Origin of the sequence: Allobosea sp. (assembly GCF_036675845.1) — a bacterium.
GTDB lineage: Bacteria > Pseudomonadota > Alphaproteobacteria > Rhizobiales > Beijerinckiaceae > Allobosea.
Genome location: NZ_JAKFED010000122.1, coordinates 1 through 22,894, shown reverse-complemented (window position 1 = coordinate 22,894; position 22,894 = coordinate 1). Strand labels below are relative to the sequence as shown.

Genomic DNA, 22,894 nt, shown 5'->3' with positions numbered 1-22,894 from the left:
ATGCGATACTCGGTTTACGTATGAAGGTCTTTCCGCCCGGCGAACCGCTAGCCACTGCGCCGGAGGATGTCGTCATGCGGGGCGTGTGCCCGCTCCGGAGCATCTTCCGCAAAAGTGGAACCACTTTTGCAACAAGAGTACGCCCCGGATGTAGCCGCAGCGCGCTCCTGTCGCCCGGCCGATACGGGCCGAACGGAAAGCGCGCCTTGGAACGGACGGGCCCGAAGGCCCGCCCGGAAGTCTTGATCGTTCAGGCGACGGCGAGATTGCCGGCCGAAGACTTGCCGGTCTTGCGATCGGCGATCAGCTCGTAGGAGACGACCTGGCCTTCGCGCAGTTCGCGCAGGCCGGCGCGCTCGACGGCGCTGATGTGGACGAAGATGTCCTGTCCGCCGTTCTCAGGCGTGATGAAGCCGTACCCCTTGGTGGCGTTGAACCACTTCACGGTGCCCTTTTCCATGGAATGCAAATCCTTGCGTTTCAGATCCGCGTATCGTTGCGACCCAGGGCTCGACGCGCGGACGCCTCGCACTGGACTTGTAGCGATGTGTGGTGGATCTGAATCGTGCCCGCCGACAGGTTTAACCGCGCGGAGGATTGGCCAGAACCCGGCCGCATCTCGTCATACATGGGAGCAGGTAGCACGATTTGCAACACGGGTCCAGAGAGCGCCCGATTCACGCCGTTCCGCGCGGGATCAGCCGATCTCCCGCACCAGTTCGGTCAGCCCAGCGAGATCCGCGAGCTTGCGGAAGCGCGCCTCGCCTGCCGGCTCTTCGGCATGTTCGAGCGCCCAAGTCAGCGCATGCGGCACATAGATGGCCCAGGAGCCGGCAGAAAGCGCCGGAACAATGTCCGATTTCAACGAATTGCCGACCATCATCGCGCGTTCCGGGCCGGCGCCGTGGCGGGCGAAGAGCCGCTGATAGGTCGAGACGTTCTTGTCGCTGACGATCTCGACCGCGTCGAAGAAGTCGCCGAGGCCGGACTGGGCGAGCTTGCGTTCCTGGTCGAACAGGTCGCCCTTGGTGATCAGCACGAGGCGGTAGTCGCCCGAGAGTGCCGCCAGCGTCTCCGCCGCGTGCGGCAGGGTCTCGACCGGATGGGCCGCCATCTCGCGGCCGGCAGCGAGGATCTCGCCGATCACCGCCGGCGAGACCTGCCCGCGCGTGACCTCGATCGCGGTCTCGATCATCGAGAGCGTGAAGCCCTTGATGCCGAAGCCGTAGACGCCAAGGTTGCGCTTCTCGGCCTCGAGCAGCCGGCCGGAAATCTCGGCCGCCTCGCCATGCTCGCCGAGCAGCGCGACGAAGCGCTCCTCGGTCAGGCGGTAGAACTGCTCGTTCTGCCAGAGCGTGTCGTCGGCGTCGAAGCCGATGGTGGTCAGGCTTCTCGCCACTCCGGTCACCCCTTCGCAGCGCCGATGTTCGCGGCTTCGGCCAGCAGGAGATCGGCGAGCCCGGGGAAGCGATTCCGCAACTCCGCCAGGCGCAACTGGTTGGTCCGGCTGTTGCCGAGATCGACCTGCCGGATCAGCCCGGATTCCCTCAGAACCCGGAAATGATGGGTGCGCGTCGCCTTGGTGACCGGCAGGTCGAACGCGCTGCAATGGCGGACCTCACCGGGCGCTGCCGCGAGCGTCAGCACGACCTGGCGGCGCAGCGGATCGGCCAGCGCCGCGAAAACCGCGCCCAGTTCGATCTCGTCGACAGCCGGATGGCCGTTCTCATCTGGCAACGTGTCGGCCCTTCCGATCGAACCTCGCCAAGGTACGACTTGCATCGTACCTGGCATTGTGCCCCATTGCGACGATCATCTCTGGAGCGGAAACGCCATGACGACAAGCCGCAGCGTTGTTCTCGAAGCCTTCGGACCGCCGAGCGTCCTTTCCGTCAGGCGGCGCGAGCTTCCCGCGCCGGGACCGGGCGAGGTCCAGATTCGCCAAACGGCGATCGGCTTCAACTTCATCGACGTCTACCAGCGCAAGGGCGCCTATCCGCTGCCGCTGCCGACCGGTCTCGGCTTCGAGGCGGCGGGCGTGATCGAGGCGCTCGGCGAGGATGTGGCCGGCTGGGTGCCGGGCGAGCGCGTCGCCTATATGCATGCCGGTGTCGGCGCCTATGCCGACAGGCGCAACGTGCCGGCGGAGAAGCTGGTCAGGCTCCCCGACAATGTCAGCGACGAAGCCGCCGCGACCCTGCTCTTCAAGGGCATGACGGCGCAATATCTGCTGCGCAAGACGCACCGCGTCGAGCCCGGCGACCTGCTTCTGGTGCATTCGGCGGCGGGCGGCGTCGGCCAGATCCTGACGCGCTGGGCGACGGCACTGGGCGCGACGGTGATCGGCACCACCGGCTCGCCGCAGAAGCGCGACGCGGCGCTGGCGGCAGGGTGCAAGGCCGTCATCGATCTGAACGATCCGGCCTGGCCCGAGGCTTTCGTCGCGGCGGCCGGCGGGCGCAAGGCCCGGGTCGTCTACGATGCGATCGGCAAGGACACGCTGCTGCAGTCGCTCGATTGCGTGGCGCCCTTCGGCCTCGTCGTCAGCTACGGCGCCGCCTCGGGCAAGGCGCCGGCGATCGAGCCGGATCTGCTGAGCAAGAAGGGCTGCCTCTTCCTGACGCGCCCGTCCGTCTTTCCCCACAACGCCGACCCGGAGACCTTCCGGGCCAATGCGGCCGACTTCTTCGACGCCGTCGCCAGAGGCCATGTCGCCGTCGATATCGGCGCGCGCTTTTCGCTCGACGACATCGTCGCGGTCCACGAGGCGGCGGAAGCGCGCCGGGTCAACGGCGCGATCCTGATCACGCCCTGAACCGGCCGCCCCGCCGCCGGACTCAGGCGTCCTTGGCCTTGATCGCGCCCAGCGCCGCCTGGGCGGCAGCGAGCCGTGCGATCGGCACGCGGAAGGGCGAGCAGGAGACATAGTCGAGCCCGGCGCTCTCGCAGAAGCCGATCGAGGCCGGATCGCCGCCATGCTCGCCGCAGATGCCGAGCTTGATGTCGGGACGCGACTTGCGGCCGCGCTCGACGGCGATCCTGACGAGCTCGCCGACACCCTCCTGGTCGATCGTCACGAAGGGATCGCTGGTCAGGATGCCCTTGGCGGTATAGGCGCCGAGGAAGGAGGCGGCGTCGTCGCGGCTGATGCCGAGCGCGGTCTGGGTCAGGTCGTTGGTGCCGAAGGAGAAGAACTCGGCGCTCCTGGCGATCTCCTCAGCCCGCAGCGCGGCGCGCGGCAGTTCGATCATGGTGCCGACCTGATAGGTGAGGCTCGCCCCGGTCTCGGTGCGGACCGCCGCCGCCATCGCGTCGATACCGGCCTTGACCAGGTCGAATTCGGGCGCGCCGATCACCAGCGGCACCATCACCTCCGGGATCACCGGCTTGCCCGTCTCCTTCGCGGCGATCACCGCCGCCTCGAAGATGGCGCGGGCCTGCATCTCGGCGATCTCGGGATAGGCCACGGCGAGGCGGCAGCCGCGGAAGCCGAGCATCGGGTTGAACTCGTGCAGCTCGGCGGCGCGGCGGCGCAGCTTCTCGGCCGTCGTCCCCATCGCGGCGGCGACCTCGGCGATCTCGTCGTCGGTATGCGGCAGGAACTCGTGCAGCGGCGGGTCGAGCAGGCGGATCGTCACCGGCAGCCCGTGCATGATGGTGAAAAGCTCGACGAAGTCCTGGCGCTGCATCGGCAGGAGCTTGGCGAGCGCGGCGCGCCGGCCGGCCTCGTCCTCGGCCAGGATCATCTCGCGCATGGCGAGGATGCGGCCGGCATCGAAGAACATGTGCTCGGTGCGGCAGAGCCCGATGCCCTCGGCGCCGAACTCGCGGGCCGCCCTGGCGTCGCGCGGGGTCTCGGCATTGGCGCGGACCTTGAGGCGGCGGAGCTTGTCGGCCCAGCCCATCAGCGTCCTGAACTCCTCCGAGAACTCCGGCTGCTGCATCTTGACCTCGCCGAGCAGGACCTGCCCGGTCGAGCCGTCGATGGTAACGAAGTCGCCGGCCTTCAGCGTGGTCGGGCCGACGGTCATCGTCGCCTTGGCGTAGTCGACGCGGATCTGCCCGGCGCCGGAGACGCAGGGCTTGCCCATGCCGCGCGCCACGACCGCCGCATGCGAGGTCATGCCGCCGCGCGTGGTCAGGATGCCCTCGGCGGCGTGCATGCCGTGAATGTCCTCAGGCGAGGTCTCGACCCGGACGAGGATGCATTTGCGACTGGCCTTCTTCGCAGCTTCCGCGGCTTCGGAGGTGAAGACGATCTCGCCGGCGGCGGCGCCGGGCGAGGCCGGCAGGCCGGTGGTCAGCACGCGGCGCTCGGCCTTGCTGTCGATCGTCGGGTGCAGGAGCTGGTCGAGGGCGCCGGGCTCGATGCGGCCGACCGCCTCCTTCTCGCTGATCAGCCCCTCGCGGGCGAGATCGACGGCGATCCTGAGCGCCGCCTTGGCGGTGCGCTTGCCGGAACGGGTCTGCAGCATCCAGAGCTTGCTCTCCTGGATGGTGAACTCCATGTCCTGCATGTCGCGGTAGTGCTGCTCGAGGATGCCGTAGATCCGGCAGAGCTCGGCATAGGCCTCCGGCATCGCCTTCTCCATCGAAGGTTTGTCGGAGCCGGCGGCGCGCTTGGCCGCCTCGGTGATGTCCTGCGGGGTGCGGATGCCGGCGACGACATCCTCGCCCTGGGCGTTGATCAGGAACTCGCCATAGAGCTCGTTCTCGCCGGTCGAGGGATTGCGGGTGAAGGCGACGCCGGTGGCCGAGGTCTCGCCCATATTGCCGAAGACCATGGACTGGACGTTGACGGCGGTGCCCCAGGCGGCGGGGATGTCGTTCAGCTCGCGATACTTGATCGCCCGCGCATTCATCCAGGACGAGAACACGGCGCCGACCGCGCCCCAGAGCTGCTGCTCCGGCTCCTGCGGGAATTCCGCGCCGAGCTCCTTGCTGACGATCGCCTTGTAGCGGCCGACCAGGGTCTTCCAGTCATCGGCCGAAAGCTCGGTGTCGAGATGGTAGCCCTTGCGCTCCTTGTAGTCCTCGAGCGCCTCCTCGAAATGACCGTGGTCGATATCGAGCACGACGCTGGAATACATGGTGATGAAGCGGCGATAGCTGTCCCAGGCGAAGCGGGCATCGCCCGAAGCCTGCGCCACCGCCTCGACGGTGACGTCGTTGAGGCCGAGATTGAGGACCGTGTCCATCATGCCCGGCATCGAGGCGCGCGCGCCGGAGCGGACCGAGACCAGCAGCGGATTGGCCGGGTCGCCGAAGGTCTTGCCCGTCAGCTTGCCCATGCCGGCGAGCGCCGCCCTGACCTGCCCGTCGAGCTCGGCCGGGAAGCTCTTGCCGTTGTCGTAATACCAGGTGCAGACCTCGGTGGTGATGGTGAAGCCGGGTGGTACCGGCAGGGCCAGATTGCTCATCTCGGCGAGGTTCGCGCCCTTGCCGCCGAGCAGGTTCTTCATCCCCGCCTCGCCTTCGGCCTTGCCGTCACCGAAGGTGTAGACCCATTTCTCGCCTGCCATCAGCCAGCCTCTTTCAAGTTTGTCGCCGCGATCAACGCCGGCGCGCTTGGATGGTTTCGCGTTTGCGGGGGCTGCTTGCTGCAGCGCACCCGCCCGGCGCGGTCATGCCCAAAAGCAGATGAACAATCAATGAGCCGGCGCCCGCAAGCCGAGCCGGAACAGCCGCAAGACGGTTCCCGTCCGGCAGCGCCGCGCCCATCAGCGAAGCGGGCCGCGGGCGCGCCGGGGCCAGCGCAGCGGCCAGTTGACCAGCCGCGCGACGACCTCCTCCTCGGGGATCTCGTCCTCATTGGCATGGACGCGGCCGCGCACCGAGATGCCGGCCTCGACGACGGTCTGCGGGTCGCCCGAGACGAGCGGATGCCACCAGGGCAGGTCCCTGCCCTCCCCGACCAGGCGGTAGGCGCAGGTCGGCGGCAGCCAGGGCAGCGTGCGCACCGCCTCCGGCGTCAGCGTCACGCAATCCGGCACGGTCTGCGAACGGTTCTCGTAGTCGCGGCAGCGGCAGGTTCCGGCATCGAACAGGCGGCAGCCGACATCGGTCGCCAGGATGCGACCGGTATCCTCGTCCTCGAGCTTGACCAGGCAGCAGCGCCCGCAACCGTCGCAGAGCGATTCCCACTCCGTTTCGGTCATCTCCTCTAGGGACTTGGTCTGCCAGAAGGGCGGATTTTCGATTGGTTGCGCGGCCATGGCCGCTTATGCCCCGTCGCGGCCACCGAGGAAAGCGCGCCGGCCCTCACCGCGAGGGATCGGGGAACGCGCGGGCGTCAAATCTGGATTTATTCTAATCTGTTATTAGAAGAATTATAATCTAGGAAAATTGACCGAATACTCCTGCCCTTCTATTTGAGCCGAAGATTTCCTCCTGCAAGAGTTCCCCGATGCTGACGAAACGGACCTTCCTGCGCGCATTCGCCGCTGCCGCCGGGCTGGCGGCGACCGCCCTGCCGGCCGCAGCCGAGAAGGTCACGGTGACCGATGTCATCGGCCGCGAGGTCAAGGTCGAGGCGCCAGTGCGCAAGATCATCCTCGGCGAGGGCCGGCAGATGTATTTCGTCGCCGCGCTCGACAAGGAAGACCCGTTCAAGCGCGTCGTCGGCTGGCGCGACGATCTCGGCAAGGCCGATCCCGAGAACTACAAGGCCTATCTGAAGCGCTATCCGCAGATCGCCAAGCTCCCGACCTTCGGCGGCATGAAGGACGGCGCCTTCGACGTCGAGCAGGCGATCGCGCTGAAGCCAGACGTGCTCTTCCTCAACATCGAGGCCAAGGTCGCCAGCGACGAGGCCAAGCTGGTCGAGAAGCTCGCCTCGGTGGGCATCCCGGTGGTCTATGTCGACTTCCGTGAAAAGCCCTTCGAGCATACCGAGCCGTCGATGCGGCTGATCGGCAAGCTCTTCGGCAAGGAGCAGATCGCCGAGGACTTCATCAAGTTCCGCGCCGGGCAGATCGCGCTGGTCACCGAGCGGCTCGCCAAGGCCCCCGACCTCAAGCGCCCGCTCGTCATGATGGAGCGCGCCGGCGGCTATTCAGACGATTGCTGCATGTCCTTCGGCAACGAGAATTTCGGCAAGATGGTCGAGTTCGCTGGCGGCCGGAACCTGGCGGCGCCGCTGATCCCGGCTACCTTCGGCACGATCAACCCGGAGCGCATCGTCGCCGACAATCCGGATGTGGTGATCGTCACCGGCAGCAGCTGGGAAGGCTATGTGCCCGGCGGCAACTGGGTCGGCCTCGGCGCCGGCGCCGACATGACGGAGGCCCGCCGCAAGCTCGCCAACCTGATGAAGCGCCCGGCCTTCGCCCAGTCCGCCGCGGTGAAGAACGGCCGCGTCCACGGCATCTGGCACCAGTTCTACAACAGCCCCTACCAGTTCGTGGCGATCCAGCAGATCGCGAAATGGCTGCATCCGGAGCTGTTCAAGGACATCGACCCGGACGCGACGATGCGGGTGCTGCACGAGCGCTTCCTGCCGCTGCCCTATGAGCCCGGCCTCTGGGTCTCGCTCGAGACCCCCAAGTGAGCCTGGCGCCGGCCCTGGCGGAAGAGAGCGTGGCCGGGCCGCAGGCGGCCGAGGGCCGCGCCGCCTATCGCGCGCTCGCCTTCCGCCGCAAGCTGATGCTCGCCGGCTTCGCCGCGGTGCTGCTGCTCTCCTTCCTGGTCGACCTGATGCTGGGCCCGGCGCGCTACGGCATGGGCGAGGTGATCGACGCGCTGCTCTCGCCCTCGACCGCGCCGGTCGCGGTCCGGGTGGTGATCTGGGACATCCGCCTGCCGGTCGCGCTGATGGCGGTGGTCACCGGGGCGGCGCTCGCCATCGCCGGCGCCCAGATGCAGACCGTGCTCAACAACCCGCTGGCGAGCCCGTTCACGCTCGGCATCTCGGGGGCGGCGAGCTTCGGGGCAGCGCTGGCGCTGGTCTTCGGCGTCGCGATCGTGCCGCTCGCCATCGATTATGTCGTGCCGATCAACGCCTTCATCATGGCGATGGGCGCCTCGCTCCTGATCCACATGCTGAGCCAGCGGCGCGACGTCACCACCGAGACCGTGGTGCTGCTCGGCATCGCGCTGGTCTTCACCTTCAACGCCCTGCTGGCGCTGCTGCAGTTCTTCGCCTCCGAGCAGGCGCTGGGCGCGGTGGTGTTCTGGATGATGGGCTCGCTGACCAAGGCGAACTGGCACAAGCTCGCCATCACCTCTGCCGTGCTGCTGTTCTGCGTGCCGCTCTTCGCCCGCCGGGCCTGGGCGCTGACGACGCTGCGGCTCGGCGACGAGAAGGCGGCGAGCTTCGGCATCGACGTGCGCCGGCTGCGGCTCGAGACCATGCTGCTGGTCGCGCTGCTCGCCTCGGTGCCGGTCGCCTTCGTCGGCACCATCGGCTTCATCGGCCTGGTCGGGCCGCATATCGCGCGGATGCTGATCGGCGAGGACCAGCGCTTCTTCCTGCCGGCCTCGGCGCTGGCCGGGGCTGCCCTGCTCTCGGCGTCCTCGGTGGTCAGCAAGTCGCTGATCCCGGGCCTGATCTTCCCGATCAGCGTCGTCACCGCGCTGGTCGGCGTGCCGTTCTTCTTCAGCCTGATCCTGACAAGCCGGAGGCGCTCATGGTGAGGCGCCTCGCCCTCAACCAGGTCGGCGTCGCCTATGGCAAGCGCGAGATCCTCGCCGAGGTGACGACACCCGATCTGCTCGGCGGCGAGATCGTCGCGGTGATCGGGCCCAATGCGGCCGGCAAGTCGAGCCTGTTCCGGCGCATCGCCGGGATGGCGTCGGGCGCAGGCACGGTCGAGATCGTCAGCAGCACCGGCAAGGCACCGTGCTACCTGCCGCAGGACACCGCCGTGAACGCGGTGCTGACCGTCTATGAATCGATCCTGCTGGCGCGCAAGCAGGGCGGCTCCTGGGGCGTCGGCGACGACGAGCTCGCCGCGATCGACCAGGCCCTGCACGATCTCGACATCGCCGACCTCGCCTTTCGCGGCCTCGGCGAGCTCAGCGGCGGCCAGCGCCAGCTCGTCTCGATCGCGCAGACGCTGGTGCGCCGGCCCGAGATCATGCTGCTCGACGAGCCGACCAGCGCGCTCGACCTGCACCGCCAGTTCGAGGTGCTGAGCCTGGTCGCCCGGCTCGCCCGCGAAAAGCAGATCTGCGTGCTGATCGCGATCCACGACCTCAACCAGGCGCTGCGCATCGCCGACCGCGTCATGGTGCTGGCGCGGGGGCGGCTCATCGCACTCGGCCCGCCGCGCGAGATCATCACCCCGGCCCTGCTCGAGGATGTCTACGGCGTCGTCGCCCGGGTCGAGACCGGCGCCGGCGAAGCGCCCTTCGTCGTCGTCCAGGGTTCGGCCCGCAAGGCCGGCCAGCCGGCGAGGGCCGCTCTGGCCAACGTCTGACGCCTGTGCTTTCACGCCCGCCAACCCTTTCGAACCGCAGCATGCCGATGCCAGACAGCAACGCTCCCAGCCCCGGCGCCAATTATTCGCTGAAGGAGGAGATCCGGGCCTACTGGTCGAGCCGCGCCGCGAGCTTCGACCAGCAGGTCGGCCATGCGATCAAGTCGGATGCCGAGCTCGCCGCCTTCCAGGCGCTGCTGCGCCAGGCCTTCGGCCCCGCCCCGCGCGAAGTGCTCGACCTCGCCTGCGGCACCGGCGAGATCACCCGTGGCCTGCTCTCGCTCGGCCACAAGGTGACGGCGATCGACTTCTCCGAGGACATGCTGGCCCGCGCCCGCGCCAAGCATGGCGACAAGGCCAGGATCCTGCCCGGCGACGCCGAGCGCCTGCTCGACGAGGATGAGAGCTATGACGCGCTGGTGACGCGGCATCTGGTCTGGACGCTGACCGACCCGGAAGGCGCCTTCGCCGAATGGTTCCGCGTGCTCAGGCCGGGCGGCAAGCTGCTGGTGATCGACGGCGACTGGATCAACCGCTCCTGGTTCCAGAACCTGCTCAACCGCAGCGCGACCTGGCTGCGCGAGCGCAGCGGTGGCGGCGGCGTTCACACGACCGACCGGGAAGCCTTCGATTCGATCTCCAAGCGCTTCTTCTTCCGCGACGGGCTGAGCTATGAGCGCCTCGGCGCCATGCTGCGCCAGGCCGGCTTCGCCCGGATCGAGCCGGCCGATTATCGCCAGGTGGTGCGCGCGCAGCAGCGCGGCGCCAAGCTGCACGACGCGCTGCGCCTGGTCTCCTCGACCCGCTTCGCGCTGGTGGCGACCAAGGCCTGAGGGCCTGCTCTCGCCGCTGCGTTTGGGCCCTGCCCCACAGATCGCCGGCTGAAATCACGAGGCTGTCCCGAAACGGCACGGCCGGGATGGCCCGGAACCTGCTCGTGAACAGGCACTGCGCCACGGCCCCTTCCGTCCGAGGCCTGCAAGGCTTATTTCGAGAGGCCGGGTCGGGCGACTGCTGACCGATCCGGGACGCGGCGGGAGCGATCCTGCGGCATTCTGAAGGTGGCCCGATCCGTGATCGAGTTCAGGAAGGCACGCTGGACAACCCGCCTGAAGCGCTCGGCGCTGGCGGCGGACTCATGGCTCGACGCTTCGCTCTATGCGGCCGGCCGGCGGGCGGGCGAATTCTACGAGCGCGTCCGCAGCGCGACCGACCGGCTCACCGTCAGCGGGCCGAAGCGCCTCGCCGCCGAATTCGCCAGCGAGGGCCTGAATGTCGGCATCGCCGGCGCGATCGTGCTTCTGCTGCTGGCGATCCCCTCCTTCCGGGAAGGGAACGAGGACGCCCTGAAGAACCAGGTCTTCGCCGTCACCTTCCTCGATCGCTACGGTTCCGAGATCGGCCATCGCGGCGCCCGGCACGACGATTCGCTGAAGCTCGAGGAACTGCCGGACCATCTGATCAAGGCCGTGCTCGCCACCGAGGACCGGCGCTTCTACGACCATTTCGGCATCGACGTCTTCGGCACCTTCCGGGCCCTCACCGTCAACGCCCGGGCTTCGGGCGTCGTGCAGGGCGGCTCGTCGATCACCCAGCAGCTGGCGAAGAACCTCTTCCTCAGCAATGAGCGCTCGCTCGACCGCAAGATCAGGGAAGCCTTCCTCTCGATCTGGCTCGAATACCGGCTGACCAAGAACGAGATCCTGAAGCTCTATCTCGACCGCGTCTATATGGGCGGCGGCACCTTCGGCGTCGCTGCCGCGGCGGAGTATTATTTCGGCAAATCGGCCAAGGACGTCACCGTGGCGGAAGCGGCCATGCTCGCCGGGCTGTTCAAGGCGCCCTCCAGGTTCGCCCCGCATGTCAACCTGCCGGCCGCCCGCGCCCGCGCCAACGACGTGCTCGGCGCCATGGTCGATGCCGGCTTCATGACGGCGGGGCAGATCGACTCGGCCCGCCGCAACCCGGCCAAGCCGATCGACCGCCGCCGCGACGCCAGTCCCGACTATTATCTCGACTGGGCCTTCGACGAGGTCCGCAAGTTGGCGGAAGACGGCAAGATCGGCCCCGAGCGCGTGCTGACGGTGAAGACGCCGCACGACCCGGCGATCCAGAAGCGCGCCGAGGAGGCGGTGGAGAGCATCCTGCGCCAGCACGGCCAGGCCTATCGCGTCCGGCAGGCCGCCACCGTGATCATGGATCCGGACGGGGCGGTGCGCGCCATCGTCGGCGGGCGCGACTATGGCGCGAGCCAATTCAACCGGGCGACCTCGAGCCTGCGCCAGCCCGGTTCCTCGTTCAAACCCTATGTCTATGCGGCGGCGATGAGCACCGGGCTCTACAAGCCGACGACCATCGTCACCGACCGGCCGGTCTGCATCGGCAACTGGTGCCCGAACAATTACGGGCGCTCCTATGCCGGCTCGCTGCCGCTGACGGTGGCGCTTGCCAAGTCGATCAATACGATCCCGGTGCAGATGTCGATCGCCATCGGGCGGGCGGCCGGCGAGACGCATGAGGCGCGCGCCGCCCGCATCGGCCGCAACAAGATCGTCGAGACCGCCAGGGCGATGGGCCTGACCACGCCGCTGATCGACACCGTCTCGCTGCCGATCGGCGCCGCCGAGGTCACGGTGATCGACCAGGCCGCCGGCTACGCCGTCTTCGCCAATGGCGGCAAGCGGGCCAGACCCTACGCCGCCTTCGATATCCGCAACTCGCTCGGCGAGGAAATCTACCGCCACGACCGCGACGAGCCGGCTCCCGCCCAGGTGCTGAGCTCACAGGTGGCGCTGGAGATGAACCAGATGCTCTCGACCGTGCCGACGGCCGGCACCGGCCGGCGCGCCGCGCTCGACGGCGTGATCAGCGCCGGCAAGACCGGCACGACCAATGGCTACAAGGATGCCTGGTATGTCGGCTACACCGGCAATCTCGTCGGCGCGGTCTGGTTCGGCAACGACGATTCCTCCGAGACCGCCAACATGACCGGCGGCTCGCTGCCGGCCATGACCTGGAAGGAGATCATGGCCTTCGCCCATCAGGGCATCGAGCTCAAGCCGATCCCGGGCGTGGCGCCGCCGGCGGCAGACAAGGCGACCGTGGCGAAGAACGCCGGCCCGGCGCATTCCACGGGCGGCGCCAATGCCGGCCACATGCCGCGCAAATCCTTCGAGGTGCTGTCGGCGGTCGGGGCGATGTTCAAATCCGTCGAGGCGCCGCGCGCGGCGAAGACCTCGATCCAGGCCGGCATCGGCGAATTGCCGGCACGGCCGGGCCAGTCGCGCATCCGCTGAGCCGGGGATTGCCGTCCCCGGAACCTTGGCTGGAAAGGCTCAGGCATGGATCCCGGATCGGCGCGGCTGAGGCCGTTTGTCCGGGATGACAGGTTTCGATTCAGTCGGAAGGCACAATGCTCTAGAATCGCCGCATCGCCCGACGAGCGCCGAAGAGAGCCAAGCCCCCATTCCATGCGCGTCCTCGAACTCGCCTATGTGATCGCCCTCGGCGCCGGGCTCGGGCTGGCCTCCGCCCGGTATGCCGTCGCCGAGCGGCCCTGGATCGGCCGGGCGCAGGTCGGCGCCTGGACGACCTGGCCGAAAAGCGGCGCGCGCGACACCGATCCCTATATGCGGGCCTATCTGGCGCGCGGCGTGCATCTGCCGCTCGGCGCCGGCGAAGGGCTGGAGCTGATCGCCGAGCGCGACGATGCCGGCCAGCCGCTCGACGGCCGCTGCCGCTATGCCGTCACCGGCGTCACTCCCCCGGCCCGCGGCTGGTCGCTCGGCGTCGCCGACCCGGCCCGGGGCCCGCTCCAGCTCGCGGTCGCCCGCGAGAGCTTCACCAATGCCGAGCTGGTCCGCGACGAGCGCGGCGGCCTGCGCATCGTCGCCGCCGCGACGCCGGAAGCCGGCAACTGGCTGCCGCTGCCGGCTTCCGGGCGCTTCCAGCTGCGCCTGCGGCTCTACGACACGCCGATCTCCAGCCATGCCGGCGAGTTGCGGCCCGAAGCGCTGCCGCGGATCACCCGGATCGACTGCCGATGAGCACCATCGACGATCCTCGCCTCCTGGATGGGCCGCCGCTCCCGCCAGGCCCGGCGCGGGCGACGGCGACGACCGGCTGGCTGGGACGGCTCGGCCGGGGGCTGCGGCGCCTTACCCTGCTGACGCTGATGGGGCTGGTGCTCGCCGGAATCGTCCACATCCTGGCGGTGCTGCTGATCCCGGCCCTGGCCGAGCGCGACGCCGCTTCGGCCTACGCCTCGCTGGGCAATGGCGGGCACGCCGAACTGGTGACGCCGGCGCCGACCGGGCTGCCGGTCATGGCCGAGGCCGATCCGAGCAGCGTCAGCGCCGTCTGCAGCTACGATCTCGGCACCGGGCCGGTGCGCGTCATCGCCCATATCGGCTCGCTGCCGCTCGGCCTGACGCTCCATCGCCGCGGCGGCGGCGTCGTCTATGCGATCACCGACCGGGCGGCGATCCGCGGCGTGCTCGAATTCGTGGTGATGACGCAGGAGCAGCTCGACGAGCGCCTGGCACAGGACGAGGAAGGCGAGACCTCGCGCGAGCTGCGCGTCGTCTCGTCCTCGCCGCAGGGGCTGATCGTGGCCCGCGTCATGCTCCGCCGCCAAGCCGACCGCAGCGAGGCCGAGGCCCTGGCGACGAGCGTCGCCTGCGGCCCGGTGGATTGAAGCCTGCTGATTTTTTTGGAACCGCTTCGTCATCCCGGACAAGCCGCGAAGCGGCGCCGCTCCGGGATCCATCGTAAGGCTCCGGCGCTCTACGATGGATCCCGGGACAAGCCCGGGATGACGGTGCGGTTCCGAGGGAATGCAGCAGGGCCTGGGAAGACCATTTGGGCGGCCGGCTCAGCCCTTGTAGACGACCGGCCGGTCCGGTTGGCGCGCGCCCTCGCCGCCGAAGACGCCGATCAGCGGCAGCTTGCAGGCGAGCCCGACCTCGGCCTCGAGCGCCATGATGGCGCGCTCGGCCCTGACCGCCTCGCGCGAGGGCATCTCGACGACGAGATTGTCGAGGGCGTAGCGATAGCTCGCCAGGCGGAAGCCGAGGCGCTCGCAGACCCAGAGGATCAGGCCTTCGTTCTCGATGACGCGCTCCTGCGCCGGGTCATGGGCTTCCGCCGAGACCAGGGCCGAAGCGCCGAGCGTGCGCAGCCTGGCGCGGTCGGCGTTGACGACGCGGATCGCATTGGCCCGGAACGGCCCGAGCAGGGCCCGGTCGGCCCCGGCATCCTCGGCGAGCCGGTTGTAGCGCGAGACCTGCGAGGCGAAGGCGCCGGAGACCAGCGCCCGGTGGTAATCGGAGACCGAACCCGCCTGCGCCTGCGCCGGCAGGAGGCGGGCATGGGCGAGGCTCGAGAGCTGACGCTCGAAACTGCTGCGCTCATGCGTCGGCATCACGAACTGCCAGGCGCGGGCGCGCAATTGCTGCTCGTCATCGGTCAGGTGGAACCAGGACGAAGCCTCGCCACGGAATCGCGCCGCCCAGTCGCCCATGCCGGGCACGAGCTGATCGCTGAAGAAGTTCGGGCGGGGCCGGCCGAGATCGCCGGTCGTGCAACCGGCGAGGAGAAGGCTGGACAGGATCGCCGGGAGGGCGGCGCGTCTCACCCCGGCCGCCTGCGCCTGGCTTCGCGCTCGCCACTGCCGGCGGACCGCGGCCGGCGCTGCGGCTTGGCCGCAGGCGGTTCGGGCTGGCGCTCATAGCGGACACCGGTGAAGAACAGGATCTGCGCCGGCGCCGCATCGGCGGCGGTGGCGGTTCTGGCGAAGCGCCTGCGCGGCGCAAAAGGAATGACGTCGGCCATGATGCGCCTCCCTTGTTGGCGCCTGCGCGGAAATCGCCAGAGCCGGATGCCCGAAAGCCGAATCCGCCTCGCATCGAAAATTGGAGCAGGATTCCGCGGAAAACCGGTTCCCACTCTTTCGCACCCTGCTTCAAGGCGCTTCGGTCGGGCACTCTGCGCGACGTCGGCACGCCTTCCTCTCGGACATCAGGCCCGTTCATGGTTAACGCAGTGCTAACGCATCGGGGATAAGTTCGCGAGAATCGAATTATTTTTCCCGCGAGACGCCGATGCCTTCCCGAATTGCCGCCGACCTCGCACAACTCGCCCACCTCGCCAGCGGTGGCGGACTCGACCTCCGGCAGGTCGCGCTGCGCGTGAAGGCCGACCTCCTGCTCTCGACCACCAATCCGCCGGCGGAGGACATGGCCGCCTTCCGGGAGATGGCGGTCGCGCTGATTCCGGTGGTGGACGAACCGACCGCCCTTATCCTGGCGCGCAAGCTCGCCGGCTGGCGGCACGTGCCGCCGGAGATCCTGACGGCGCTGCGGGCCCGCGGCGGCGAGGTCCTCGCCGCGTTGATCGGCCATGGCATGCCGCTCTCCCCGGTCGAGATCGAGGAGATCGCCGCCGAAGGCGACCCCGCCGCGCAACTCGCGCTTGCCGGGCGCCGCGACCTCAGCGCCGCCGCGAGCACGCTGCTCGCCGGACGGGACGACCGCGCCGTCGACCTCGCACTGGTCGGCAATCTGGCGGTGGTGCTGCCCAGGGCGGCGCTCGACCTGCTCGTCGCGCGGGCCGGCGCCACGCCCGCGCTCGGCCTTGGCCTGCTCGCCCGCGACGACCTGCCGGCCGCGGAGCTTGCGCCGCTCTTCCTCCAGGCAAGCCTCGACAAGCGGCTCGCGATGATCGAGGCCGCCACCGCGCATGAGGCGCTGGCGCCGTCACCGCGCCGCCCGACCATCACGCCCGAACAGTTCGCCGGGCTGGTCGCCACCGCCCTCGTCGACCGGCATGGCGCCTTCGCCGCGCTGGCCGATCTCTTCGGCGCCGGCGCGGAATTCGCGCAGGCGCTCGCGAGTGATCATTCGCGCCAGCTTTCGGCGCTGACGCTGGTCGGCTGCGGCGCCAGCCCGGAGGAAGCGACGCGCTTCCTGATCGGGCTCGGCGACGACACCGCCCTTTCGGTGCAGCGCATCTTCGCGCTGGCCGATCTGATGCGCCTGCTCAATCCGGCGACGGCGCGGCGGCTCGCCCTGCAGATCGGTGGGCTTGCGGAGCATGGCGGAGCCCGCCCGGCACTGCAGCCGGCGATGGACCCGAGCGGCACGCCGGCCAGGGCCGGCGGGGAGCGGCCCGCAGCGCGCAGCAGCGTGCAGGAAATGCTGCGCCGCCTCGGCGGCAAGACGGGCTAAGCGCCTCCCGGATTGAATCGCACGCCGTCATCCCGGACGAGCCGCGAATGCGGCGCCGACCCGGGGTGACCTCACCAGGCATCCGGGTGCAGGCTGCGCTAATCGACCAGCTTGAGCCGCGGGTCGCCGGCGCGGTTCTCGATCTCGACGAGCCAGAGATCGGCATCGAAGCGGACCTCGCGCGCGACGCGATCCTCCACCGCCAGCGGATCGGCCTCGAGCAGGCGCTGGAAGCGGCGCTCGCCATCCTCCTCGGCAAGCGCTTGCGGCGCCGGGCCATAGAGCATGGCAGTGCCGTCGAGACGGTCGAGCTTGACGAAGATCGCCCCGGCTTCGCTGGCGCCGCGCCGGCGCAGCACCGCGACGAGGCCGTCAAGCGCCGCCTGCCTGAGATAGGCCGAGACCCAGAAATCGCTGGTCAGACGTGCCAAAGCTTACGCTCCGCGCTGCCGGACGGTCTCAATTCTCGCCGCGGCGGGTAGCGGATGCACGCGCCGTCGCCGTGCCGCGGATCTCCGCCGGCGGGCGCAGATCGGCACCGTTGATCAGATCGGCGATCGGATCGCGTGCCGGCACCGGGCGGGCGGCGGGCGCCGACTGGCCGGCACGCGGCGCGGGTGCGACGGCGGCGGGCGGGCGCGGGTTCGCCTCGCGCTGAGCCTGGGGCAGGCTGCCCGGGCGAACCGGCGGCAGGATGTCCTGCTGGGTCGGAATCCCCTGCGGGGCGGCCGCTTGCGGCTGCGCGGCCGGCGCATCGGCGCGCCGCTCCGTCGCCGGGGCCGGCAGCGCTCTGGCCGAAGGCGCCGACAGCATCGGCGCCGGGTGGCGCCCCTTCTGGAAGACGAGCGCGTTGAGCATGATCGCGGCGGCAACGGCGCTGAACAGCAGGATGATCAGCGCCCGGCCGGGACGGCGGCCGAGCCAGCGCAGCAACCGGGCCGACGCCGAGAGCTGGCGCCTGCCGCCGGTGGCGCGGCGCGGCGGCATGGAAAGCGTCGCATTGGTGCGGGCGCGGGCGGCGAGCGTGGCGGACATCTTCTCGGCTCTCGGTCAGGCGGTCAGGCGAAAGGGTTGCTTGGTTTCGAAGCCGCGGCGCGGGGCGCGGGCATGGGTTGCGATGCGGACGGGTTCGCAGGCGGCGGCGATGCCGGCAAGCGGCAGCCGGACCGCGACGCGGGTGCCGATGCCGGGCGCGCTCTCGATGCTGAGGGTGCCGCCATGCAGGCCGACCAGCCCGCGCACGACGGAGAGCCCGAGTCCGGTGCCGTCATAGGCCCGGTCATAGGAGGACTTGGCCTGGAAGAAGGGATCCCCCAGCCGCGGCAGGTCGGCGGCGGCGATGCCGATGCCGGTGTCGGAGATCGAGAGGTCGATCATGCCGCCATCGCGCACGACGGCGAGCGTCACGCGGCCACCGGCCGGGGTGAACTTGATCGCGTTCGAGAGCAGGTTGAGCATGACCTGCTTCAGGGCACGCCGGTCGCCGAGCAGCGGCGGCAGATCCGGCCCGACCACGCGCTCGAGCGTCACCTGCCCGGACTGCGCCTTGAGCGCGACCACGACGCAGCAATCCTCGGCGAGCTTCGTCATATCGAGCGGATCCTGCTCGATGGTCATGGCGCCGCTCTCGATCTTCGAGACGTCGAGCAGCGTGTTGACGACGTCGAGCAGATGGTGCCCGGAATCGTGGATGATCGTGGCGTATTCCTGGCGGCGCTCCGGGCCGAGCGCATCGGCGAGATCGCCGCTGAGCATTTCCGAGAAGCCGATGATCGCGTTCAGCGGCGTGCGCAGCTCATGGCTGACGGTGGCGAGGAACTGGCCCTTGACGTCGCTGGCCTTGACCGCCTCGGCGCGGTTGCGCTCGCGCTCCTCGTCATGGGCGCGGCGGTCGGTGACGTCGCGCGCGACGCAGACCACGGCCGCGCCGTCGCGGGGGCCGGTCTGGTCGATCCGCTGGGCGTCGAGATCGAGCCAGCGCACGGTCGGGGTACCGGCAGATGCGCCGGCGCCGGCGGGCACGAACAGCACCCGGAAGCAGGCACTGGCCTGGCCGGCGCCATGGGCGGCGTCGCTGAGTGCCTTGAGGAAGAGCGGCCGGTCGGCGATGTGGACGCGCTCGAACAGGCCCTTGCCATGCAGTTGCGGCGGCTCGGCGCCGGTCAGCGCGCGGGCAGCCTCGTTGGCGAAGACGACCGCCCCGGTCATGTCATGCCAGGTCACCAGGTCGCCGACATGCTCCAGCATCAGGCGGGCGCGGGCGTCCGAGGCTCGGTGCTCGCGCAACTCGTCGTCGCGCCGGCGCAGGAAGACGATGGCGATCAGCATCGCATGCAGGATCGCGATGGTGACGAAAAGCGGCATCGCCGCGAAGGTCCAGGGCGCCGGCTCCGCCATGCCGCCCCAACCCTGCAAGGCGATGATGGCGCCGAGCCCGATGGCGGCGAGCGCGCTGCCGCGCGCCACATAGGGCCGCGAGCCGAAGAACATCGCCTCCGCGGGCACCGCGGCGAGCCAGAGCAGCAGCGGCGAGGTCGCTCCGCCGGTCATGCAGGCGAGCGCGACGATGAAGAGCGTCAGCGCCGCGCCGGAGATGCAATGCGCCAGGTCGAGGCGGCCGGTGCGGGAGAGCACGAAAACCGCCAGCAGCGGCAGGCCGATCGCCACCAGCACGGGGAGCTCGAGCAGGTCGAGCCGGCCGCGCCAGGCGATATAGGCCGGTACCAGGCTGAGCCCGCCCACGCCTATGACCAGGCGCGTCAGGATGAAGCGCTCATGCCGCATGCGTTCGAGCGAGTTCGGCAACGCCGATGGGTGAACCATCGCCGCGACCTGCGCCCTGATCGCCGTCATCATGCTGGAGAACCGCAAACGCTCAACCTCTGCCGGCCTTCGGCGAAACCGCCTTGCCTTGTGGAAGCAATCCTCGCGGCCGGCGTTTAAGCGGGACTTAAGGCAGCACCGCACCGGAACCGGCCGGCGGCCGTGGCGAGAGATGGAATATCCCTATTTATCAGAAGCTTATAGACATGTTGGAGAAAAATCCGGCGGCGTTGCTTGTTGCCGGCAAGGTGAATGGAAACTGAAGAGCAAAGCCTGTCTTTGATTCAAATTGCGACTGTCCGGCACACCGGATGTTTCGAGCCATCCGCTAGGGTGGCCTAAGTCGGGGCCGGGACGCCCTGGCGAAGCGACGGGGATGAAAATGGCCTATCTACTGCGCAGCCTGGCGCTGATCGGGGTGATCGCCCTGAACTCGCCGGTGCATGGCACCAGGAGCGAGCCGGACGCCGCGCCCTTCGATGCGAAGGCGGCGATCACCGTGCTGGCGAAGTTCGATCCCAAGGCCGCCCTCGAGGGCGCAACCAGCCTGCGCGAGGCCGCCGAGGTACTGGCCGGGCTGGAGCCCGAGACGCGCGCCCGGGTATTGGCGCTGGCAGCCGCCGCCGCGAGCCGCAGCGGAGAAGCGCAAACGTCGCAGCGCTGACGCTTGACCTTGCCGGGCCGCCCGTCGAAGACCACCTGACAGACAGCCTCCCCGCCGGCTGTGTGCAAGGTGAGCCACGGTGCATGAGTGAAAACCTCGACGAGATCATTGCCAATTTCGAGCTCCTCGACGAGTGGGACGACCGCTATCGCTACCTGATCGAGCTCGGGCGCACGCTCGCGCCGCTGCCGCAGGAAGCCTATAGCGACGCCAACAAGGTCCGCGGCTGCGCCAGCCAGGTCTGGCTCGAGACGAACCGCGAAGGCGGCCCCGGCGACGCCACCCGGCTGCATTTCCGCGGCGACAGCGACGCCCATATCGTGCGCGGCCTGGTGGCGCTGGCGCTGGCGATCCATTCCGGCCGCAGCGCCGCCGAGATCCTGGCCACCGACGCCTTCGCCATCTATGAGCGGCTCGGCCTCGCCGCCCATCTGACCCCGCAGCGCTCGAACGGCGTGCGCGCCATGATGGAACGGATCAAGAGCGACGCGCGCGCCGCCGTCGCCTGAACCGGGTCAGGCCGGCGGCGGGATCGCCGGGCGCGCATCCGCAGCCTGCCAGGCAAAAGCCGCGGCGGAACCCCGCCCGGTCTTGCCGGCGAGACCGTAATGCTCGGCCAGTGCCGCCAACGCCAGGCGCAGCACCACCTTGGCCGAGCGCGCCGGCCAGCCGCGCTCCCGCTCGACGGCATCGAGGCCCTTGAGGAAGCCGCAGACGTCGATGGCGAGGCCCGAAAGCTCGGGCCCGAGGCGCTTGCAGGCCTGCCGGACGCGCTGGCGCGCCGCCAGGCTGGCATCCGAGGCGGAGGCCGGGTCGCGCGATGAAGCCTGCGTGCCGGCGGCGAGCCCGGCATCCCAGTTCACCGTGACGCGCGGCAGCATCTGCGCCAGCGTCAGCTCGGCGCGGAAACGCTCGCCGGCGGCGAATTCCGCCGTCGAGATCTGCGGCCTGCCGTCCTTGCCCGGCCGCCGATGCAGCCAGAGCAGCGGGCTCTCGCGCTCGTCCAGGACGACGGCCTGCGCCTCGCCCGCCACCGTCATCGTCGCCACCGCGAGCGCCCGGGCAGGCCGCGTCTCGACAAGTTGCAGGCGGCGCGCCCTTCCCGTCCCGAGCCAGACGGCAAGACCGGCCTCGACCAGGTCCCGCGCTTCCTCGACCGGGGCGTAGCCGGCGCCGAGGCTCGCCCCGCGCACGCTACGGTAAAGCGCGATACGGCCGCAGCCGAAGGGTGAATCCGTGCCGAAGGCGCCCGGCTGCCGGAGATGGCGCAGAAGCCGGGGCGGCGCCGCGCCATCGCTCCCGGGCGCGCTCATCGGCCGAGCTCCGCAACCAGGGTTCGCAAGCGCAGCGCCAGCCCGGCCTCCAGCGCGGCGAGCGCGAGCTCGAAGCCTGGCTGGTCGCGCCTGTCCTCGACCAGCGCGCAGGCATGACGAACGGTCGTACGATCGCGGCCGAAAGCGAGGCCGACCTGGGTCAGGCTCAGGCCGAAGCCGACATGGGCGAGATACATCGCGACCTGCCGGCCGAAGGCGGCCCGGCCGACACCCCGCCGCTTCTGCCGCAAGGCCGCCGGAGACAAGCGCAGCGCGGCGCAGACGGCTGCCTCAGCGAGTCTCGCCTTGGCGCTGCGGGACAACGGGTCCGATCGGTTGGCAATCGCAATGTTCATGATATGTTCACTCCTTCACCTGCGCCGGCCGAGCCGCTCAGGGGTAGGGATATGTGACTATATTCCTATATCCTCGATTGCAAGGGCCGCGCGAGCGGCAGGGGAGATCCTCCTGACAGGCCAAGGCAGCAGTGACCGGCAACGAAAAAAGCCGCCGGCAGGAGCCGACGGCTTGGCGCGCATTCCCGATAGGGAACGCTCTTCTGCCCGATCGCGAGCGAGGGCGCCTCAGCGGCGCTTGCGACGCTGCTGGCCGAGGCCCATCTTCTTGGCGAGCTGCGAGCGCGCCTCGGCATAGTTCGGCGCGACCATCGGATAGTCGGGCGGCAGGCCCCACTTCTCGCGGTACTGCTCCGGCGACATGTTGTACTGCGTGCGCAGATGGCGCTTCAGCGACTTGAACTTCTTGCCGTCTTCCAGGCAGATCAGGAAATCAGCGGTGATCGACTTCTTGACCGCGATGGCGGGCTTGGGCGCCTCGGCCGGGACCACTGGGGCAACCCCGCCGACGACGCGGCTGAGCGCGACGTGGACATCGTTGATCAGCGCCGGCAATTCCGAAGCTGGAACCGAATTGTTCGAGACGTAGGCGGAAACGATATCTGCTGTAAGCTCGATAAAATCCGAACCGTCGTGGTCAGCCATGGGGGCGTTGCTCCGTTGTTTTTTTGGACCGGGCGTATCGGTGACTGGGGCCGCCCTGTTTACGCGGCGCAAGCGCCTGCTCTGATCCCACGCCGGCAGCAGGTCGAATTCTGCCGGAATAGAATCATGCAAAACGGATCAGTCGTGTAATCGTCTAATCCATGAAAGATGAGACTGCAAGTGGCAGTCTTCATTTCGAATACGTTGCCTCACACGCAATATTGCATTGTTAGCGGTTGCCCATGGTAACCAAATTGTGCATCTGCGCGAATGCCTGCGCGGGATGGTTGTCTTGCCAGCCTTTTCACGCGCCTCTACGAGTTCAGCGCCTGCGGCAACGTCGTGAAGTCGAGAAGAGACGCGACTAATGATCGCGGCGCCGCGAACCCGAGTCGAGACATGCCTCAGAAGACCTCCGCCGCGCCGCCCCTCGCCGAGGCCCGTCCGC

Annotated in this window: 24 protein-coding genes; 11 read left to right on the top strand and 13 right to left on the bottom strand. The window is 69.2% G+C overall.

Translation table 11 applies throughout. The features are described from left to right. Window positions 1–250 precede the first annotated feature (250 nt). The 3 genes from V6M56_RS13180 to V6M56_RS13170 all read right to left on the bottom strand — a co-directional run bounded on the left by V6M56_RS13180 (window position 251) and on the right by V6M56_RS13170 (window position 1,737). On the bottom strand, window positions 251–460 hold the full coding sequence (locus V6M56_RS13180) for a cold-shock protein (RefSeq protein WP_332684354.1): 210 nt from the start codon (window positions 458–460) through the stop codon (window positions 251–253). 237 nt (window positions 461–697) lie between these two features. Continuing rightward, window positions 698–1,399, bottom strand: a complete 702-nt coding sequence (locus V6M56_RS13175; protein WP_332684352.1) for an HAD family hydrolase — start codon at window positions 1,397–1,399, stop codon at window positions 698–700. Between the two features lie 5 nt (window positions 1,400–1,404). Further along, window positions 1,405–1,737, bottom strand: a complete 333-nt coding sequence (locus V6M56_RS13170; protein ID WP_332684350.1) for an ArsR/SmtB family transcription factor — start codon at window positions 1,735–1,737, stop codon at window positions 1,405–1,407. 97 nt (window positions 1,738–1,834) lie between these two features. Between V6M56_RS13170 and V6M56_RS13165 the strand changes: the two genes are divergently transcribed. Next, window positions 1,835–2,815 (top strand): quinone oxidoreductase family protein, encoded by a 981-nt coding sequence (locus V6M56_RS13165; protein ID WP_332684349.1) that lies wholly within the window; start codon window positions 1,835–1,837, stop codon window positions 2,813–2,815. A 22-nt stretch (window positions 2,816–2,837) separates the two neighbouring features. Here the strand turns inward: V6M56_RS13165 and ppdK are convergent, their stop codons facing one another. Continuing rightward, a complete protein-coding gene (ppdK, locus tag V6M56_RS13160) occupies window positions 2,838–5,522 on the bottom strand; it encodes a pyruvate, phosphate dikinase (protein WP_332684348.1) in 2,685 nt (894 codons plus the stop codon). A gap of 198 nt (window positions 5,523–5,720) precedes the next feature. Continuing rightward, window positions 5,721–6,215 carry a YcgN family cysteine cluster protein gene (locus V6M56_RS13155; RefSeq protein WP_332684346.1) on the bottom strand — a complete coding sequence of 165 codons (495 nt, stop codon included), beginning with the start codon at window positions 6,213–6,215 and terminating at the stop codon, window positions 5,721–5,723. Window positions 6,216–6,406: 191 nt separating this feature from the next. Here V6M56_RS13155 and V6M56_RS13150 point away from each other — a divergent pair, with 191 nt between their 5' ends. The 7 genes from V6M56_RS13150 (at window position 6,407) to V6M56_RS13120 (ending at window position 14,115) form a co-directional block, all read left to right on the top strand. Further along, window positions 6,407–7,549 carry an ABC transporter substrate-binding protein gene (locus V6M56_RS13150; RefSeq protein ID WP_332684344.1) on the top strand — a complete coding sequence of 381 codons (1,143 nt, stop codon included), beginning with the start codon at window positions 6,407–6,409 and terminating at the stop codon, window positions 7,547–7,549. Between the two features lie 2 nt (window positions 7,550–7,551). Next, on the top strand, window positions 7,552–8,634 hold the full coding sequence (locus V6M56_RS13145; RefSeq protein WP_332684382.1) for a FecCD family ABC transporter permease: 1,083 nt from the start codon (window positions 7,552–7,554) through the stop codon (window positions 8,632–8,634). After that, window positions 8,631–9,419: an ABC transporter ATP-binding protein gene (locus V6M56_RS13140; RefSeq protein ID WP_442881152.1), complete on the top strand. Its 789-nt coding sequence runs from the start codon at window positions 8,631–8,633 to the stop codon at window positions 9,417–9,419. The genes V6M56_RS13145 and V6M56_RS13140 overlap by 4 nt, the downstream gene beginning before the upstream one ends. Before the next feature lie 41 nt (window positions 9,420–9,460). Next, on the top strand, window positions 9,461–10,252 hold the full coding sequence (locus V6M56_RS13135; protein WP_332684342.1) for a class I SAM-dependent methyltransferase: 792 nt from the start codon (window positions 9,461–9,463) through the stop codon (window positions 10,250–10,252). Between the two features lie 240 nt (window positions 10,253–10,492). Further along, complete coding sequence (locus V6M56_RS13130; protein ID WP_332684340.1) at window positions 10,493–12,715, top strand: transglycosylase domain-containing protein; 2,223 nt, start codon at window positions 10,493–10,495, stop codon at window positions 12,713–12,715. A gap of 174 nt (window positions 12,716–12,889) precedes the next feature. Further along, entirely contained in the window at window positions 12,890–13,465 is a 576-nt protein-coding gene (locus V6M56_RS13125) for a DUF1214 domain-containing protein (RefSeq protein WP_332684338.1), read from the top strand. Beyond that, the gene (locus tag V6M56_RS13120) at window positions 13,462–14,115 is read left to right on the top strand and encodes a DUF1254 domain-containing protein (protein ID WP_332684337.1); all 654 of its coding nucleotides are present in this window, start codon (window positions 13,462–13,464) and stop codon (window positions 14,113–14,115) included. The genes V6M56_RS13125 and V6M56_RS13120 overlap by 4 nt, the downstream gene beginning before the upstream one ends. Window positions 14,116–14,292: 177 nt before the next feature. Here V6M56_RS13120 and V6M56_RS13115 read toward each other — a convergent pair whose 3' ends face one another. Both V6M56_RS13115 and V6M56_RS13110 read right to left on the bottom strand, forming a co-directional pair. Next, on the bottom strand, window positions 14,293–15,054 hold the full coding sequence (locus V6M56_RS13115; RefSeq protein ID WP_332684336.1) for a hypothetical protein: 762 nt from the start codon (window positions 15,052–15,054) through the stop codon (window positions 14,293–14,295). After that, window positions 15,051–15,251, bottom strand: a complete 201-nt coding sequence (locus tag V6M56_RS13110; protein ID WP_332684334.1) for a hypothetical protein — start codon at window positions 15,249–15,251, stop codon at window positions 15,051–15,053. Before V6M56_RS13110 ends, V6M56_RS13115 begins: the two co-directional genes overlap by 4 nt. A gap of 269 nt (window positions 15,252–15,520) precedes the next feature. Between V6M56_RS13110 and V6M56_RS13105 the strand changes: the two genes are divergently transcribed. Next, window positions 15,521–16,645: a DUF2336 domain-containing protein gene (locus V6M56_RS13105; RefSeq protein ID WP_332684333.1), complete on the top strand. Its 1,125-nt coding sequence runs from the start codon at window positions 15,521–15,523 to the stop codon at window positions 16,643–16,645. 98 nt (window positions 16,646–16,743) lie between these two features. On the opposite strand, the gene V6M56_RS13100 is transcribed toward V6M56_RS13105, so the two are convergent. From V6M56_RS13100 to V6M56_RS13090, 3 genes are read right to left on the bottom strand one after another with little or no spacing between them, the layout of a single operon-like run. Next, complete coding sequence (locus tag V6M56_RS13100) at window positions 16,744–17,076, bottom strand: DUF1491 family protein (RefSeq protein ID WP_332684332.1); 333 nt, start codon at window positions 17,074–17,076, stop codon at window positions 16,744–16,746. A gap of 28 nt (window positions 17,077–17,104) precedes the next feature. Then, window positions 17,105–17,680: a hypothetical protein gene (locus V6M56_RS13095; protein ID WP_332684331.1), complete on the bottom strand. Its 576-nt coding sequence runs from the start codon at window positions 17,678–17,680 to the stop codon at window positions 17,105–17,107. Window positions 17,681–17,695: 15 nt separating this feature from the next. Then, on the bottom strand, window positions 17,696–19,501 hold the full coding sequence (locus V6M56_RS13090; RefSeq protein ID WP_332684329.1) for a PAS domain-containing sensor histidine kinase: 1,806 nt from the start codon (window positions 19,499–19,501) through the stop codon (window positions 17,696–17,698). 349 nt (window positions 19,502–19,850) lie between these two features. Here V6M56_RS13090 and V6M56_RS13085 point away from each other — a divergent pair, with 349 nt between their 5' ends. Both V6M56_RS13085 and V6M56_RS13080 read left to right on the top strand, forming a co-directional pair. Next, window positions 19,851–20,132, top strand: coding sequence for a hypothetical protein (locus tag V6M56_RS13085; protein ID WP_332684328.1), 282 nt, complete (start codon window positions 19,851–19,853; stop codon window positions 20,130–20,132). A gap of 83 nt (window positions 20,133–20,215) precedes the next feature. Then, window positions 20,216–20,641, top strand: coding sequence for a SufE family protein (locus V6M56_RS13080; RefSeq protein WP_332684326.1), 426 nt, complete (start codon window positions 20,216–20,218; stop codon window positions 20,639–20,641). Window positions 20,642–20,647: 6 nt separating this feature from the next. Here the strand turns inward: V6M56_RS13080 and V6M56_RS13075 are convergent, their stop codons facing one another. The 3 genes from V6M56_RS13075 to V6M56_RS13065 form a co-directional block, all read right to left on the bottom strand. Beyond that, the gene (locus tag V6M56_RS13075) at window positions 20,648–21,445 is read right to left on the bottom strand and encodes a DUF6456 domain-containing protein (RefSeq protein WP_332684325.1); all 798 of its coding nucleotides are present in this window, start codon (window positions 21,443–21,445) and stop codon (window positions 20,648–20,650) included. After that, on the bottom strand, window positions 21,442–21,801 hold the full coding sequence (locus tag V6M56_RS13070; RefSeq protein WP_332684323.1) for a helix-turn-helix domain-containing protein: 360 nt from the start codon (window positions 21,799–21,801) through the stop codon (window positions 21,442–21,444). Before V6M56_RS13070 ends, V6M56_RS13075 begins: the two co-directional genes overlap by 4 nt. A gap of 228 nt (window positions 21,802–22,029) precedes the next feature. Continuing rightward, window positions 22,030–22,446, bottom strand: a complete 417-nt coding sequence (locus tag V6M56_RS13065; RefSeq protein WP_332684322.1) for a Ros/MucR family transcriptional regulator — start codon at window positions 22,444–22,446, stop codon at window positions 22,030–22,032. Window positions 22,447–22,894: the final 448 nt, after the last annotated feature.